This window comes from Streptomyces kronopolitis, assembly GCF_050953795.1.
Lineage (GTDB): Bacteria > Actinomycetota > Actinomycetes > Streptomycetales > Streptomycetaceae > Streptomyces > Streptomyces kronopolitis_A.
The window spans coordinates 1-13,640 of the sequence record NZ_CP191852.1; the positions used below are offsets into that span (position 1 = coordinate 1).

Annotated in this window: 13 protein-coding genes; 7 read left to right on the top strand and 6 right to left on the bottom strand. The window is 69.6% G+C overall.

Features of this window, described 5'->3' with window-relative positions:
* Positions 1–320 precede the first annotated feature (320 nt).
* From ACQP17_RS34180 to ACQP17_RS34205, 6 genes are all read right to left on the bottom strand, one after another.
* A complete protein-coding gene (locus ACQP17_RS34180; RefSeq protein WP_433860096.1) occupies positions 321–644 on the bottom strand; it encodes a hypothetical protein in 324 nt (107 codons plus the stop codon).
* Positions 644–1,324 carry a ParA family protein gene (locus tag ACQP17_RS34185; protein WP_433860097.1) on the bottom strand — a complete coding sequence of 227 codons (681 nt, stop codon included), beginning with the start codon at positions 1,322–1,324 and terminating at the stop codon, positions 644–646. Before ACQP17_RS34185 ends, ACQP17_RS34180 begins: the two co-directional genes overlap by 1 nt.
* Before the next feature lie 281 nt (positions 1,325–1,605).
* Positions 1,606–2,184, bottom strand: coding sequence for a hypothetical protein (locus tag ACQP17_RS34190; RefSeq protein ID WP_433860098.1), 579 nt, complete (start codon positions 2,182–2,184; stop codon positions 1,606–1,608).
* Positions 2,184–5,777: a DUF927 domain-containing protein gene (locus ACQP17_RS34195; protein WP_433860099.1), complete on the bottom strand. Its 3,594-nt coding sequence runs from the start codon at positions 5,775–5,777 to the stop codon at positions 2,184–2,186. The genes ACQP17_RS34190 and ACQP17_RS34195 overlap by 1 nt, the downstream gene beginning before the upstream one ends.
* Before the next feature lie 245 nt (positions 5,778–6,022).
* Positions 6,023–6,262 (bottom strand): hypothetical protein, encoded by a 240-nt coding sequence (locus ACQP17_RS34200; RefSeq protein ID WP_433860100.1) that lies wholly within the window; start codon positions 6,260–6,262, stop codon positions 6,023–6,025.
* A gap of 47 nt (positions 6,263–6,309) precedes the next feature.
* The gene (locus tag ACQP17_RS34205) at positions 6,310–7,062 is read right to left on the bottom strand and encodes a GntR family transcriptional regulator (protein WP_433860101.1); all 753 of its coding nucleotides are present in this window, start codon (positions 7,060–7,062) and stop codon (positions 6,310–6,312) included.
* Positions 7,063–7,325: 263 nt separating this feature from the next.
* On the opposite strand from ACQP17_RS34205, the gene ACQP17_RS34210 reads away from it, so the two are divergent.
* From ACQP17_RS34210 to ACQP17_RS34240, 7 genes are all read left to right on the top strand, one after another.
* The gene (locus ACQP17_RS34210) at positions 7,326–7,814 is read left to right on the top strand and encodes an RNA polymerase sigma factor (RefSeq protein ID WP_433860102.1); all 489 of its coding nucleotides are present in this window, start codon (positions 7,326–7,328) and stop codon (positions 7,812–7,814) included.
* 5 nt (positions 7,815–7,819) lie between these two features.
* Positions 7,820–7,960: a hypothetical protein gene (locus ACQP17_RS34215; protein ID WP_433860103.1), complete on the top strand. Its 141-nt coding sequence runs from the start codon at positions 7,820–7,822 to the stop codon at positions 7,958–7,960.
* Complete coding sequence (locus ACQP17_RS34220; RefSeq protein WP_433860104.1) at positions 7,957–8,157, top strand: hypothetical protein; 201 nt, start codon at positions 7,957–7,959, stop codon at positions 8,155–8,157. Before ACQP17_RS34215 ends, ACQP17_RS34220 begins: the two co-directional genes overlap by 4 nt.
* A 2-nt stretch (positions 8,158–8,159) precedes the next feature.
* Complete coding sequence (locus ACQP17_RS34225; protein WP_433860105.1) at positions 8,160–8,480, top strand: hypothetical protein; 321 nt, start codon at positions 8,160–8,162, stop codon at positions 8,478–8,480.
* Entirely contained in the window at positions 8,480–8,647 is a 168-nt protein-coding gene (locus tag ACQP17_RS34230; RefSeq protein ID WP_433860106.1) for a pRL2-8, read from the top strand. Before ACQP17_RS34225 ends, ACQP17_RS34230 begins: the two co-directional genes overlap by 1 nt.
* Positions 8,648–8,738: 91 nt before the next feature.
* Complete coding sequence (locus tag ACQP17_RS34235) at positions 8,739–9,884, top strand: hypothetical protein (RefSeq protein ID WP_433860107.1); 1,146 nt, start codon at positions 8,739–8,741, stop codon at positions 9,882–9,884.
* 184 nt (positions 9,885–10,068) lie between these two features.
* The gene (locus ACQP17_RS34240) at positions 10,069–12,687 is read left to right on the top strand and encodes a hypothetical protein (RefSeq protein ID WP_433860108.1); all 2,619 of its coding nucleotides are present in this window, start codon (positions 10,069–10,071) and stop codon (positions 12,685–12,687) included.
* The last annotated feature ends 953 nt before the right edge of the window (positions 12,688–13,640 follow it).

Consider the following 13,640-nt stretch of genomic DNA (forward strand, 5'->3'; position numbering starts at 1 on the left):
AGTCGGGCGTCCGGCTCGGTGTTGGCGTGGGCCAGGGTGATGCGGCCGGAGTGTGCCGCGTACTGCGGGAGGTCCGCCGTGGTCGTGTTCTCGGTCGTCATGGTGCCGCCCCCTTCGGGTCGTGGGAGGACCGGAGAGACCCCCGGCCCTTGTCGGGTTAACCCGACACGACGAATGTAGGGGCAACCCGACACGGGGAGCAAGGGCGACGCACGCCGTGCCGACAGGTTGGCGAGAAAGAGCCCCCGTGACCTGAACCAGTCACAGGGGCTCCATGCCGCTGACCTTGCGTGATACGCCTCGCACCCGTGCGAGCCGTATCACGAGTGCGAGACGTGCGCCTTCTTCGACAGCTTCCGCTGCACCCGCTCGGCCTGCCCCACGGCGGCCTCCAACAGCGCGGCCACCACCTCGTGTTTGGGCACCCTCGTGGCGTGGTGGATGTCGTCCACGGCCACCTGGAAGAGGTCCGCGGCGTCCGAGCTGGTGTACCAGGAACGGCGCGTCTTGGACTCCCGGGCGGCCTGCCGGGCTTTGGCCTCGGCGGCCTTCCGCTCGCGTTCCAGGTGCTCCCTGGTGACCTCGGGGGTGACCTCCTCGTCGTCCTCGTCGTCCGGCGGGAGGAACGAGGTGGGCTTGACCATCACGCGGACTCCTTCTCGATGACGCCGACTTCCGCCAGCAGTGCCGGCACGTCGAGGAAGTCGCGGGGCACGGTCGCGTACGCGCGCTGGTAGGCCACGCGCTTGACCAGCTCGGTATCGCACAGCGGGTACGGCTCGCGTCCCGCGGCCTGCCGTTCCACGGTGAGTTGGTCCCGGGCTTCCCTGGGCAGCGAGGTGTTGTGGTCGGTGCGGGAGAGGACCACGTACCCGGCGAACCCGCCGACTGTGCTGTCGGCCGCCGCGTTGCGCGCCGACTTCCAGGTTGCCGGGAGCTTGCGCGTCTCCGAGGGGTCCGCCCCGACCGGAACGAACAGCCGCTTGGCGCGGGTCAGCGCGGCCTCGAACACCGCGCGGTTGCCGCCTCCGATGTCCCCGATCACGTGATCGTGGTCGGCCTTCTTCACCACGGTGTCGATGTGCTCGTCGATGTCCTCGAACGGGTGCCGCACCACGGTGAGCCGCTCGGGCCAGGTCACGCCCGGGGCCCGCTGGGCGTCCTTCATCCAGTCGTACGCGGTCTGGCTGATGGTGTCGCCGTCGATCAGGTAGACGCTGCGCTTCTTCACGGTCACGAGGTAGAGCGCCATCATCATCGCGAGACGGGTCTTGCCCACGCCGCCCTTGAGCGTCCCCACGATGTCGACCTCGGTATCGGCCACGCCGTCACCTCCTTCCACTCCTGGCGGCTCCCGGCGGGGCCGCGCTCGCACGGAGGCTACCCCTCGGATGCCTCGCACCTTGCGCACCCGTGCGAGCCGTGCGACGCGTCGCACCCATATCACCCCCGGGTCTGTCTGCCGTGCCTGTCGCGCCCGCCCCACACCCGGGGGTCCGGGGCCGTCCGCCCAGGTCACAGCACGCGACAGCAGACGACGCGACAGCCCCACGCGACAACCAGAAGAGGCCCGTACCGGCATCGGTAGGGGCCTCTTCGCCGCTCTCAGAGGGTGTAGTCGGGAGTGGTGTACTCCGACGCTTCAGCGTCGATGGCGGGCCCGACTTCGGGGGCGAAGTCGATGACGATCTCCTCGATGTAGTGGTTCAGGTCGCCTTCACCGTCCATGGCCCGAAGGAACCCTTCGACGTCCGCGCCGTGCAGGGTGCCGGTCACGGTGGCGTTCCAGATGTTCTTACTGAGCACCCACCGCCCGGACACGGTCACGGTGAGGGAGCTGGGGGCGTTCGCGTACCGGCGCTCGCGCTCTTCCTCGCTCTCACCGCTCGGAGCGCCGATGCCAGGGCCCGCGCCCTCCTCCGGGCCTTCCTCCGGCCCCTCGGCAGCCGGAGGGGCAGTGGGGGGGCCGGGAGGCGCCGGGGGAGCGGGCGGGGCCGCGGGGGGAGCCTCCGGCGGTGCCTCCTTGGGCTTGCGCCGGACCTTGTCCTTCAGCCGCCCGAACAGCCCTGGCTTCTTGCCCTCCGGTGGCGGTCCTGCCGCCGGAGGCGGTGCGGGAGTGGGTGCCGGCGCCGCAGGCGCCTCCTCCTTGCCCTTGCGCTTGAAGATGCGTCCGAACAGTCCCATCAGTTCCCCTCCTTGGCCTGGTGCTCCTGGTAGGCCCGCATCGCGCGGGGCATCTTCTTCCCGGCGTCGAGGTGGGGCAGCAGCTCAGCGAAGGGCACGCTCAGTTCCGGCTTCCACTGCCGACCGCCCTTGCCGATGTCCATCGCGTCCGGCTTCGCGGCGAGCGGATCGGGCTCGTTGCTGGCGAAGGTGGCGGCATCCACCCGCAGGGAGAGCGGGAGGTGTCCGCTGGCGGCGAAGTCCCGCAGGTTGCGGTAGGTGTTGGCCAGGGCCAGATCGAGGATCATCTGTGCCCAGTCGGGCCGCCACCAGATGTCACCCGCGTACGCCTGGCCGGTGGTGTGGTCGGTCTGGGGGTTGCGGCGCCCGAGGTAGCCGCGGAAGGACTGGTACATCATCCCGTTGACCTGCTTGGCATAGCGGGCCCCGGCCCGGCCCTGCTCGATGGCGGCCAGGATGTGTTCACGGGAGGTGCGGATCTTCTCGTACATCGAGTACAGGGCCCGCCGGGTGTCCTTCCACACCCAGGCCTCGATCACGTCGGGCGCCCACCCGTCGTACAGGTCGATCAGCAGGTCCATCCCCGGAGTCCGCAGCCAGTAGCCGCCCTCCTCCGCCTCAGTGATCAGCAGGTCGGGAAGGTCGGCCAGCCCGGTGCCCGGGATCTCCCGCACCCGCCAGTACCCCGCCTTCTCCGGGTCGTAGCCGCACCCTTCGGGGAAGTGGTCGGGGTCGCCCACCCCGAGCTTGGCCCCGGAGAACGCCCCGAGCCAGGCCGCGTTCTTGTCGTACTGGTGCAGCCACACCGAACCCCGCTCAACCTCGGTGAGGTGCCCCGGGTCGCGGGTCCACTGCATGTCCATCACGGGCTTGACCGCACCGGTGAAGGCCGGAGGAACCGCCCTCTCCCGGATCGCCTGGGAGACGACGACCTCAGCGCGCCCCCGGCCCCCCGCGAAGTCCTTCGCGGTCGTGTTCGGGCTCAGGTAGTACGGGATCACCTTGGGACGGTCGGCGGGACCGTGCACCGTCGACATCAGGAAGACCATCAGCGCGTCCAGCAGCACCGCCGGTGTTGCCGCCGCACCCCAGCCGCCCCGGCCCAGCTCGTCGGACCGGTCGAGACGGTCCTCGTACATCGGCAGCGCCACCGACAGCCGCAGCTTCGCGTCCTCGGTCGACTTCACCGTCACCCAGCACGAGAGCCCCCCGCCCTGAACCACCAGCGGCGAACCCTCCCTGGGAGTCACCCACGGGTGCGGCATCGGGGCCTGCGGCCCGCCATAGGACGCCAGGTCGTCCCCCACCCGCTCCTCATAGGAGGGCAGGCCCATCGCCGTACCGGCCGACTCGTGCACCCACAGTGTCTTCAGCTCGTACGCGGCCATCAGCTCGGCCGTGTCATCCACCCCGCCCGGAAGCGGTACGCGTACCGGTTCGCAGTTCGGCAGCCACAGCCGCGCCGCCTGGTCCTCATCCATCCCGAGCACGCCGAACCGCACCGCGGACCGCGTCATGCCCGACGCCTTCGCGGACAGCGCCGCGAACTCGGCATCGTCCACCCGCGCCACGGCCGGCGGGTACGGCACCGCGGGAGGCTCGCTCGGCATCGCCGGAACGGGGGTCGGTTCCGGGGTCGGCCCGGACTCTGTAGAGAAGTCGAAGAGCGAAAGGGTCGGTCCGGTCGGTCCGGTCGGTCCGCCGCAGGTCAGAGGCACATTTTCCGGACCGACCTGGGTCGGTCCGGGGGTCGGTCCGGGGGTCGGTCCGCACGGGAACTCGGTCGGTCCGCCCGTCTCCGGGGCGTCGTCCGGGGAGAACAGATCGCCCGCCCGCCGGGTGTCGAAGCAGTGCATCCGGCGGGGCACGAAGGGAAACTCCCGCCGCAGTGGCTTGGGGGTCTGCCGCTGAGCGTCCTTGCCCTCACCCCGCATGTGGACCTTCAGGTCAGCGAGCCGCCGCAGTGCAGCGGTGACGTTGTCGATCCCGGCCTGGGTGGCTGCCTCCCGTACGACGGGATCGCCAACCCACCACTCGTTCTCGTCGTGGAAGCCCTTGACCTTCCGGAACCCCTCTTCGGCGACCGTGGGCAGCTTCTCCATGGTCGGGAAGGCGGACGCCTCGATGCGGAGCGCGTCCAGCGCGTTCCACAGCTTCTCGTGGTCGGGGACGTTGGCCTCGGCCGCAACCTCGATCGCCTCGGCCAGCCGTGCGGCGGCCTCGGTCTCCGCGACCGCGCCGAGGGTCGGCACGCCGATGGCGGTGCCCAGCATGTGCGCGCCGACCACCCACGCCATGTGCAGCTCGGCAATGGTCGCGGCGATGCCGCCCTGGGCGGGGCGGTACTTCGCGCACAGCTCCAGGTGGAGCCGCTTGAGCCGCTTCAGGTTCTCCTCGCGGAACATGCCCAGGCGTACGGCCCACTCGATCGGCCACCCGCCGTGATCCTTCCCGAGCCGCTTCAGCCGCTTGCTGATGTGCTCGGCACCCCGGTGCCCCGGTTCGGCCGGCGCCCCGTCCGCGTCGACCATCTTGTTCGGGAAGAACGGCGCCCGGAACTCCTGAAGGCGCGAGGCCAGGTCCTCGGTCTGCCCCTCGAACTTCAGCGGCTCGTTGCTGCTGGAGAGGATCACGGAGTGCCAGAACCCGTCAGCCTCGCGCGGCGAGCCGTCCGCCGTGCCCATGGCCCGGATCGCCCCGGCCACCATCTGACTGATCTCCCGGGACGACTCCTTGATGGTCCGGCCGCTGGAGCTGTGCTCGTCCAGCGCCACGGGCAGGTAGCCGCGCTGCCGGAGCGACTGGGTGATGCCCTGCTTCGAGCTGTTCCACGTCGTCATCAGGGACTGGCGCCGGGGCTTGAGGTCCCCGAAGCAGGACGCGCACACCACGAGGATCGTGCTCTTGCCCTGCTGGCCGGGGCCGTGCACCGACACCATGTGCGCCAGCATGTCCAGGCTGTCCAGCACGGGGCCCGCGAAGAAGGCGCCGGCCACCAACGCGCTCTTGCCGTCCATCGACATCCAGGCGCCGATCTCGTCCCACGCCTGGCGGGCGTTCTCCTCGGTGCCCCGCAGCGTGCGGTACCCGAGGGTCTGCGCGTCGGCGTCCGGCAGGACCAGGTCCCCGGCGTCGTTGTAGTACGTCCGCGCGGCGATCTCGGGCGCCTTGTCGCCCTCCTCGCGGATCAGCCGGGCGAACGCGTGCCGCTCGTCGTTGCCGGTCGGGCGCCGCCCGCCGGTCTTCGCGGCCCAGGTGCCGCGGTCCAGCTCGTCCTCGGTGAGGATGCGCGGGTTGCGCTGGCGCTTGCCGCGGACCAGGTACTCGGTACGGATGTCCTGGCCGTCATCGGTGAGGTGGACGATCCGGCCGATCACCTCGGGCACGGTGCCGATCGACAGCGGGGTGTCCTCGGTGTTCGCGCGGTGGAGGATCGTGCGGTTGCCCTCGCGGTAGAACCACCCGCGCTTCATGCCCGCGATGGGCCTGCATCCGGCGGGGATGCCGCCGCGTTCGAGGTTCGAGACGTTCCCCCGCCGCTGCGGGGGGACGTCAGAGTCCGACGTCTGGTCTTCGGTGGCCTGGTGGGACACGTGCGCCTTTCTGGGCCACCGCCAGAGTGATCATCGGGAGGGGGGAGGAGAAATCTCCCCACCCCTGCCTTACACTCGGCAGTGACTGCTAGGTCAACGCGAACCCGTTACCGGACTTCGACCTCCCAAGGCTTCGACCCCTTGAGAGATCCGGTGCGGGTTTTCGCGTTTACGGATCTTGTTCAGTTGATCTGTGCAGCTTACGCCGCGTAGCGGACACCCCTACTGCCGGTAGGGACACCACTTCAGTCGCCGTTCGGCGTCCTGCCCACCAGACCGGACAGAAGCTCGATGATCTGCGCGTTCGCGGTCTGCTGAGCAGTGTTCGCCTCGCGCTGTTCGGTGATGAAGCCGTCCAGCTTCTCTTCGACGGTCATCAGCCGGTTGTCCATGGCGGCGATGTCGCCCCGGACGATCTGGAGCGCGTTCTCGTAGCGGCGGGTCAGCGCGGCGATCTCGCCTTGCGCGATCGGGTCTTCGGGCATCGGGGTGTTCCCTCGTCTCGGTAGTCGGTCCAGTGTGCCGTGCGGGGTCAGTCCCGCTCGCCCAGCTCGTACTCGTAGAGGGTCCAGCGGCCGGCGCCCGAGACGTACTCGCCCGCTTCGATGACCTCGCCGTCAGCGTCGCGCAGGACGTTGCGGCCGATCAGTACGGGCGAGCCAACCTCGATGCCCAGCTCTTCGGCCTGCTGGGCATCAGCTGAGCCGACGGTCATCCGGTCCTCTGCGCTGCGGGCCTCTCGGCCTGTGGCTTCCCTGATGGCGGACGGGGTGCCGCCGGGGATGCGGTCTGTGCTCAGCAAGGCGGGGACCGTCTCGGCCAGGTCGGCGTGGAACCAGGAGGTTGAAGCCGACACGGGGCCGTCCTCGTTGTTCGTGATCCGGTGGCGCCGGACGGCCTGCTGGCCCTCCTCGATGCCGAGGGTGTCCGCGATGTGCGCGGGGGCCGGGGCCAACTCGGCTGCCGTGATCACGGCGTACTCGCCGGGCGCGTAGATGCGGCCGGTGGACAGCATCCGCGTGAAGCGGTCGCGGGCTGAGCGGTGGACGTTGGACTTCGTCCGGACGATGGTGCCGACGCCCACGATCGACTCCACAAGGCCGTCCGCCCGGAGGGTGGCCAGCACCTTGTGCCCGGTAGCCATGGAGATCTGCCAGCGCTCGGAGATCTCCCGTACGGATGGGATCTTGTCGCCGTCCTTCAGCGCCCCGTCAACGATCTGCTGCCGGAGTTGCTTCACCACCTGCATGTACGGCGGCGTCCTGTCGACGTTCGGCGGGGTCATGGCGGTCCTTCCGAAAGCTCTGGATAGCTAATGCCTAGATCACTCGCATTCTATCCATGCTGGCTCGCAGTGTTCTAGTCAACTCGCGTCGTTGACATTGGCAGTGTTATAGATAACCATGGGGCTTCAGCTCGAAGCGGCCCCGAGCCGGTGTCCTACGACCGTGCCCGGGGCCTGAGACCGAACCCGACTGAGCTACCAGAAGGGACCGATCCTCTATGGATCGTATCGACGCTCGCCCCGCGTCTTCGCAGGCAGGCCCGTTGTCGGCCGAGTCTGCGGAACGCCTCGACAAGCTGTTCCGCCTCTACAACTCGCGGCTGCTGGCGTTCGCCACGCTGAAGACCAGGGACCACGCCACGGCTGAGGACGTCGTGTCGGAGACCTGGCTTCGCGCCGCGCTCTCCCTCTCCCAGCTCAAGGCCGACGACTCCCGGGCGTACGGGTGGCTGCGGTCCATCGCGTTCCGCGCGGCCATCGACCAGTACCGCCCGAAGCGGGCCAGCGAGAAGCCCCAGGACTGGACGGACGTCCTGGCGTCCCTCGCGCTCCCCGCGGTCCCGCCGGCCGATGGTGACGCGCTCGCCCTGGCGGACCTGTCCGCCTCGCAGTGCACGGCCATCAAGCTCGCGGCCCAGGGCCTGACGCATCGCGCCATCGCGGACCGGATGCACCGGTCCCCGGGTGCCGTGTACTCCCACATCCACCGCGGCGCCCGCAAGCTCCGCACGTCCGTCGCGCTGGCCGGGTGATCGCCGTGTCCGACACCAGCGCCCAGGCTCAGGCCGCCCGCGAGGCCGCCGCCGCTGCTGCTGAAGCCGCCCGCCGTGCCTCCGAGGCCGCCGCCGCTCTCCAGCGCGCCGCTGCCGCGAAGGCCGGGATCGGGGGCCAGCGATGAGCCTCCATCGCGAGACCAAGAACGAGGACGACGCCCGGACCTACGCCCTCCTGGACGCGGTCGACGCCGCGTTCGACGACGGGGGCAAGGCGACGTACGTCGATCCCGTCTTCGAGGAGGTCGTCCTCTTCGGCATCGCCTACGACCCGACCACGCCGTACCCGCCCGCCGGCCACTCGTACCCGAGGAGGGGCTGACCATGGCCAAGCCCAACACCCGCCAGCTCGACCGCCTGATCCGCGAGACGGAGTCCCGTCTCCAGCGGGTCCGCAACGGTGAGGTCTCCGCGCTGTCCGGCGGTGAGCAGGCCCGGTTCGCGGTGCACGTCAGCCGCGGCGTCGCCAAGGTGGCCCGGCACAAGTCGACGTCGAAGGCGGACCGCGCGATCGACCGCGTGTTCCGGGACGCCGAGGAGCGCCTCAGCGCGGAGTTGTCCGCCGCGAAGTCCGCGCGCCAGGCCGTCATCACGGAGCACGCCGCCGCCACGGTCGCCAAGAAGACCGAGTCGAGGTGGTGGTGATGGCCAGCCAGAAGGCGACCAACCCGCCGCGCGGTGAGTGCCGTCAGTGCTGGTTCCACGCCTACGCCAGCCGTGAGGCGCACGCGCACCTCAAGCCGCGTGAGGACTGCCCGGCGTGCGTCGACCACATGGTCAACGGCCACCCCGCCCACCTGATCGTCACGTGATGACCCGTGCGAGCCGTCGCACCTATCGCACTCGTGCGACGGCTCGCATCTCTCGCACTCGTATCACCCATCTGACCTCGAAGGACACACAGTGAAGTTCAAGACCGAGAAGCGTGAGCGGGTCGTCCAGCACGTGGTGGACGGCATCGCGCACGACGTCACCGAGCAGTACGACGTCCGTATCCCGAAGCTGCCGGCCGACTGGGACCAGCGCGCCATCATGGCCGCCGTCACGGTCGTCATGGCGCTGACGACGATCGCCGTCGTCTGGTCCACCTTCTCCATCGGCGCCCTGCTTCAGGGCGGTGTCGGGTACATCGCCGCGGCCGTCTTCGACCTGGCGTGGATCGTCAACGTGCTCATGGAGTACCTGGGCCGCTTCGACCCGAAGAAGCGGAAGTTCGCCAAGAAGCTCGGGTGGCTGCTGCTGGCCGCGACCATGGGCGCGATCTTCTGGCACGGCCTGCTGGCCGGGAACGTCGCCCTGGGCGTGGTCGGCGCGGCCGTCTCCCTGTTCGCCAAGGTGCTGTGGATGGGGATCATGCGGTTCGTCAACGCGGACCTGTCCGCCCGTGACCAGCAGTGGGTGGAGGCCGAGGCCAGCAAGGCCGACGCCCAGCGCGCCATCGCAGGTGTCCGCCGCAAGGCCGCCCGTGCCGAGCAGCGCGCCGCGCTGGAACTGCTTGCGGCCGAGCGCACCCGAGGCGAGGTGGCCGAGTGGCTCGGCATGACGCAGACGTCCGCACCCGCCGCCGTCGAGTCGTCCGCCTACCCCTCCGCCACATCCGCCGTATCCGCGCCGTCCGAGACTCCGGCGGAGATCGCATCCGCCGTCCGTCCGGCCCCCGGCAACCCGCTCTTCAAGGCCCCGGATGTCCGCGCGGATGAGGACGGATATCCGGCCGAGCCCGTATCCGCCCAGGTCAGCACCATCGACAACGTGCGGAGCATCCGCCCGGACGTCCGGGGCGAGACCGACCCCACCCCGCCCGCCGCCGCCCAGCACGAGGACCAGGGGGAGCGCGTCCCGGAGCAGAAGCCGCGCCGGATCTCGATCGCCTCGGCCGTGAAGGACGCCCTGGCGGACGGGGCGACGGACGCCGACTACATCGTCCGGTCCCTGGGCGACCGGTTCGGCCGGACGTCCGACCCGAAGTTCGCGGCCACGGTCAAGAAGTACGTCCGCCAGGCCAACCAGGCCAAGCAGACCGACGACCACACCGGCCTCTACCTGTGACCCGCGGGGCCGTGAGTGTCCATGGACTGTCCCAGGACACTCACGGCCCTCTGCCCAGGTCACCGCGAATGTCCCCCACGGGGGACACACGGCGCTGTCCGGTTCGACGGACAACATCCACGAACGTCCCGGGAGCCGGGCCCGCAAGCGGAAACCGGCTCCCCAACTGTCAGACCGACCAGCGATGATCGCCTATTCGGGCGGTCCCAGACTGGGGATTCGCTCCGCCCGGCAGGCCACTCCTGCCAGAGAACTCCTGCCGGGCGAGCGGGTCCCCTTCCACGAGTACGAGGGGAACTCCGTGCTGATCCTGGCCCACACATCAGCCGTCCACACGGCAACTTCCAGTCCCCCGCCCAAAACCGGCGGTGGGACTCTCGACATTGACCTCAACAGCCTCGGGACCGGTGGCGGCCTGGTGGTCCTGGCCGTCCTGGCCTGGGCCGCGTTCAAGCTCTTCGGCGGTCCCCGCAACGAGGCCCGCGCCATCGCCCGTGCCATGCGCGGGGGCGGGGGAGGCTTCTTCCGCGCTCTGGGAGGCTTCTTCAAGGCCCTGTTCGCCGTCATCGCGTTCGTCTTCCGGTTCCTCGGGGGCCGTCAGCTGTGGGGCGAGCCGAAGTCCGACGCCACGTTCTGGCGCATGGGCACGGCGCCGGCCGCCGCGAAGAAGGAGCTGGCGCCCGTCGCCCAGCTCGGTTCCGTCGCCATCGCCGCGCCGAGGGTGAGCCTGGTCAAGGTTCCGCGCCGTGAGCCGCGCCCGTGGGCGGTCAAGGCCGTGCAGCTCGTCACCCAGTACGAGGGCCACGGGGCCCGCGTCGTGGAGGTGGCCGGCCGCTGGGCCGTGCGCGTGGGCGGCTGGGCCCGTTCCGCGTGGCGCGTGCTGTGCGCCATCGGCCGCTTCTTCCGCAGCCTGTACGAGGCCGTGGCGCCCGTCGTGACAGCCGTCGCCCGCGCCGTGGCCGTCTGGGCCCGCTGGCCCTACGCCGCGCGCTCCCTGGCCCGTGTGGGCGGCCTGGCGCTGCTCATCGCGTGGAACGTGCCCGCGTTGCACGGCTGGGCCGTCCTGGCCCTCGTGCTGGCCTTCCTGGGGTTCGTCGCCGCGGCCGTCACCGGACCCGGCGGGCGCGGCATGTGGGGCGTGGTCCCCGAGCCCACCGACGCCCAGCGGTACGGGCCGCAGATCTGGGTCGTTCTGCGCGACGACCTGAAGCTGCCGGACGACGAGCCGATGGAGACCTGGCTGCACCTGCCGGACCACCTGGGCGCCGATGACGCCCGGATCGTCGTCCGGCTTCCGTGGGAGTTCCGCGGCTCGACCACCGAACGCGAGAACCTGAACGAGCTGGTCAACTCCCGGCTGCCGGGGGAGTGGGTGAGCCGCTGGGACTTCAAGGGCGAGGACCACACGGCCGTCTACACCCACAAGCCCCCGCCCAAGCCCGCCCCGGAATGCCCGGAGCGCGTCGGCTTCTTCGACCCCGACATTCAGGAGGCCATCGCCAACTGCAAGAAGGGCGAAATCGTCGTCGGAAAGGACCCCTTCGGCCGCATCGTCATCAAGCAGTTGGACGGGGAGACCCCGCACTGGGCGCTGTCCGTCGGCACGGGCGGAGGAAAGTCCGCGTTCTGCCAGATGGTTATTGCCCAGCTCATCCGGCAGGGCTACCACATCATGGCCGCCGACGTGAAGCGCGTCAGCGTCGATATCTACATCGGCGTGCCCGGCGTCTACGTCTACAACGACCCGCTGAACCCGCAGGATATGCGCGCGGGAATTGAGTGGGCCGTAGAGGAGATTTCCGCCCGGAGCGCCATCGCGGAAGCGGACAAGAGCGCGGAATTCCCGGGCATGCTCATCCTCATCGAGGAGGCCAACGAATTCGCGGACGTCTCCCGCGAATGGTGGGACGACAACCGCAAGACGAAGGATGACGAATTCGGCTCGAAGGATCGCGCGGCCGATTCGATTTGGGGCACGGTCGCATCCGGCGCCCGACTTGGCCGCCACGTCCACGGAAACATTCTCGCTATCTTCCAGGATCTGAGGGACCAGGCATTGGGCGGAAAGGGCCTGCGGAACCTTTTCCGGCTCAAGCTCATGGGCAACTTCACCGTGAATAGCTGGAAGAACGTCATCGGCACCACGCCCGTTCCGGAATCCATCGACAAGGCCGGACGCATGATGGTCGTGGAAGGCAATTCCCAGTACTGGGTGCAGACCTGCTTCGCGGAGCCCGAGGAGCTGCGGGCCTGGGCCATCGAGCAGCGCAAGGCGACCGGCTTCGACCCGGCCGCCGGCCTCTGGGGGACCGCACCCAAGCCCTCCCCGAAGAGCCTCCCGCGGCTCCTCCAGGGCGTGTCACGTGACAAGCTGCCCGAAGCCCTCCGAGGGGCCTCTGAGGGGGGTCTGAGCGACGAAACCGCAGGTCGCGGTGTCACGCTCGACCCCAGCGTGACACCCGGCGTGACACCTCAGCGTGACAGGCTCCGGCTCATCCCCGGCCAGGCCGGCGCCGAGGGCCCCCAGGGCGCCCCAGAGCGCCCCGTGCTCCTCACGATCGCCGAGATCGCCCACGAGCTGACGACCCACGGCTACGCCATCAAGGCGGAGCTGATCCGCCAGCACAAGAGCCGTCGCGACAAGGGCTCCAACAACGGATTCCCGGTCGGAATCATCGGCCAGGACGGAAAGGAAAGGTGGACCCTGCCCCAGCTCATCCACTTCTACGAACAGCGCGGATACGAGAAGACCGAACCGCAGGATGACGCTGCCGACACTGCCGAGCAGGGCGACGCCATCTGACCAGCACAAACACCGGATCGGCCCCCTCTACGGAGGGGGCTTTTCCGTGCCCAAAACCCCGGGAGGGGGCGCGGAGAATCCCAGGAATTACACAGATAAGGCGCGTGATGCACCCCGGAAAGGGGGTTGTAAACCACCCCGGGAAGGGGGTATAAATGACTCTATAAGGCCGAGAAAAACGGCCAAATAAGGCCCCGAAAGAGGGTTCGAGAGAATTGCATAAATGGGTTGAAATTCGGCCGGAAAGGGCCAAGAATTCGGAGATTTTCACACACACACACACACACACACACACACACACACACACACACACACACACACACACACACACACACACACACACACACACACACACACACACACACACACACACACACACACACACACACACACACACACACACACACACGCACGCACGCGCGCACACACACACACACACACACACACACACACACACACACACACACACACACACACACACACACACACACACACACACACACACACACACACACCGCGCGCGCGCCCGCTACCGCGCCTGCTACCCGCGCACCACCACCGCGCTGCGCGCACCGCTGCCGCGCTGCCCGCTGCCGCGCGCCGCGCACCGCGCCGCGCGCCTGCCACGCGCTGCCGCGCGCCGCGCGCACCGCGCGCGCGCTGCCGCTGCCGCCTGCCGCTGCCGCGCGCTGCGCTGCCTGCCGCCTGCCACCTTACCTGCCTTTTTCGCGCACACACACACACACCCACCCCGCGCGCGCGCGCGCCCCCCCCCCCCCACGCGCGCGCACGCACGCACGCCCGCCTGCCTGCCTGCCACCCACCTGCCTGCCTGCCACCTGCCACCGCCCCCCCCCCCCCCCCCCCCCCCGCCTGCCTGCCCGCTGCCTGCCTGCCACACACACACACACACGCGCGCGCGCGCGCGCGCCTTGCTGCCTGCCTGCCACCTT

Coding starts and splice junctions, on each gene's coding strand:
- ACQP17_RS34230 (WP_433860106.1), top strand. CDS start 8,480: ATGGCCAGCCAGAAGGCGACCAACCCGCCGCGCGGTGAGTGCCGTCAG.
- ACQP17_RS34205 (WP_433860101.1), bottom strand. CDS start 7,062: ATGACCCCGCCGAACGTCGACAGGACGCCGCCGTACATGCAGGTGGTG.
- ACQP17_RS34180 (WP_433860096.1), bottom strand. CDS start 644: ATGGTCAAGCCCACCTCGTTCCTCCCGCCGGACGACGAGGACGACGAG.
- ACQP17_RS34220 (WP_433860104.1), top strand. CDS start 7,957: ATGAGCCTCCATCGCGAGACCAAGAACGAGGACGACGCCCGGACCTAC.
- ACQP17_RS34200 (WP_433860100.1), bottom strand. CDS start 6,262: ATGCCCGAAGACCCGATCGCGCAAGGCGAGATCGCCGCGCTGACCCGC.
- ACQP17_RS34225 (WP_433860105.1), top strand. CDS start 8,160: ATGGCCAAGCCCAACACCCGCCAGCTCGACCGCCTGATCCGCGAGACG.
- ACQP17_RS34240 (WP_433860108.1), top strand. CDS start 10,069: ATGATCGCCTATTCGGGCGGTCCCAGACTGGGGATTCGCTCCGCCCGG.
- ACQP17_RS34190 (WP_433860098.1), bottom strand. CDS start 2,184: ATGGGACTGTTCGGACGCATCTTCAAGCGCAAGGGCAAGGAGGAGGCG.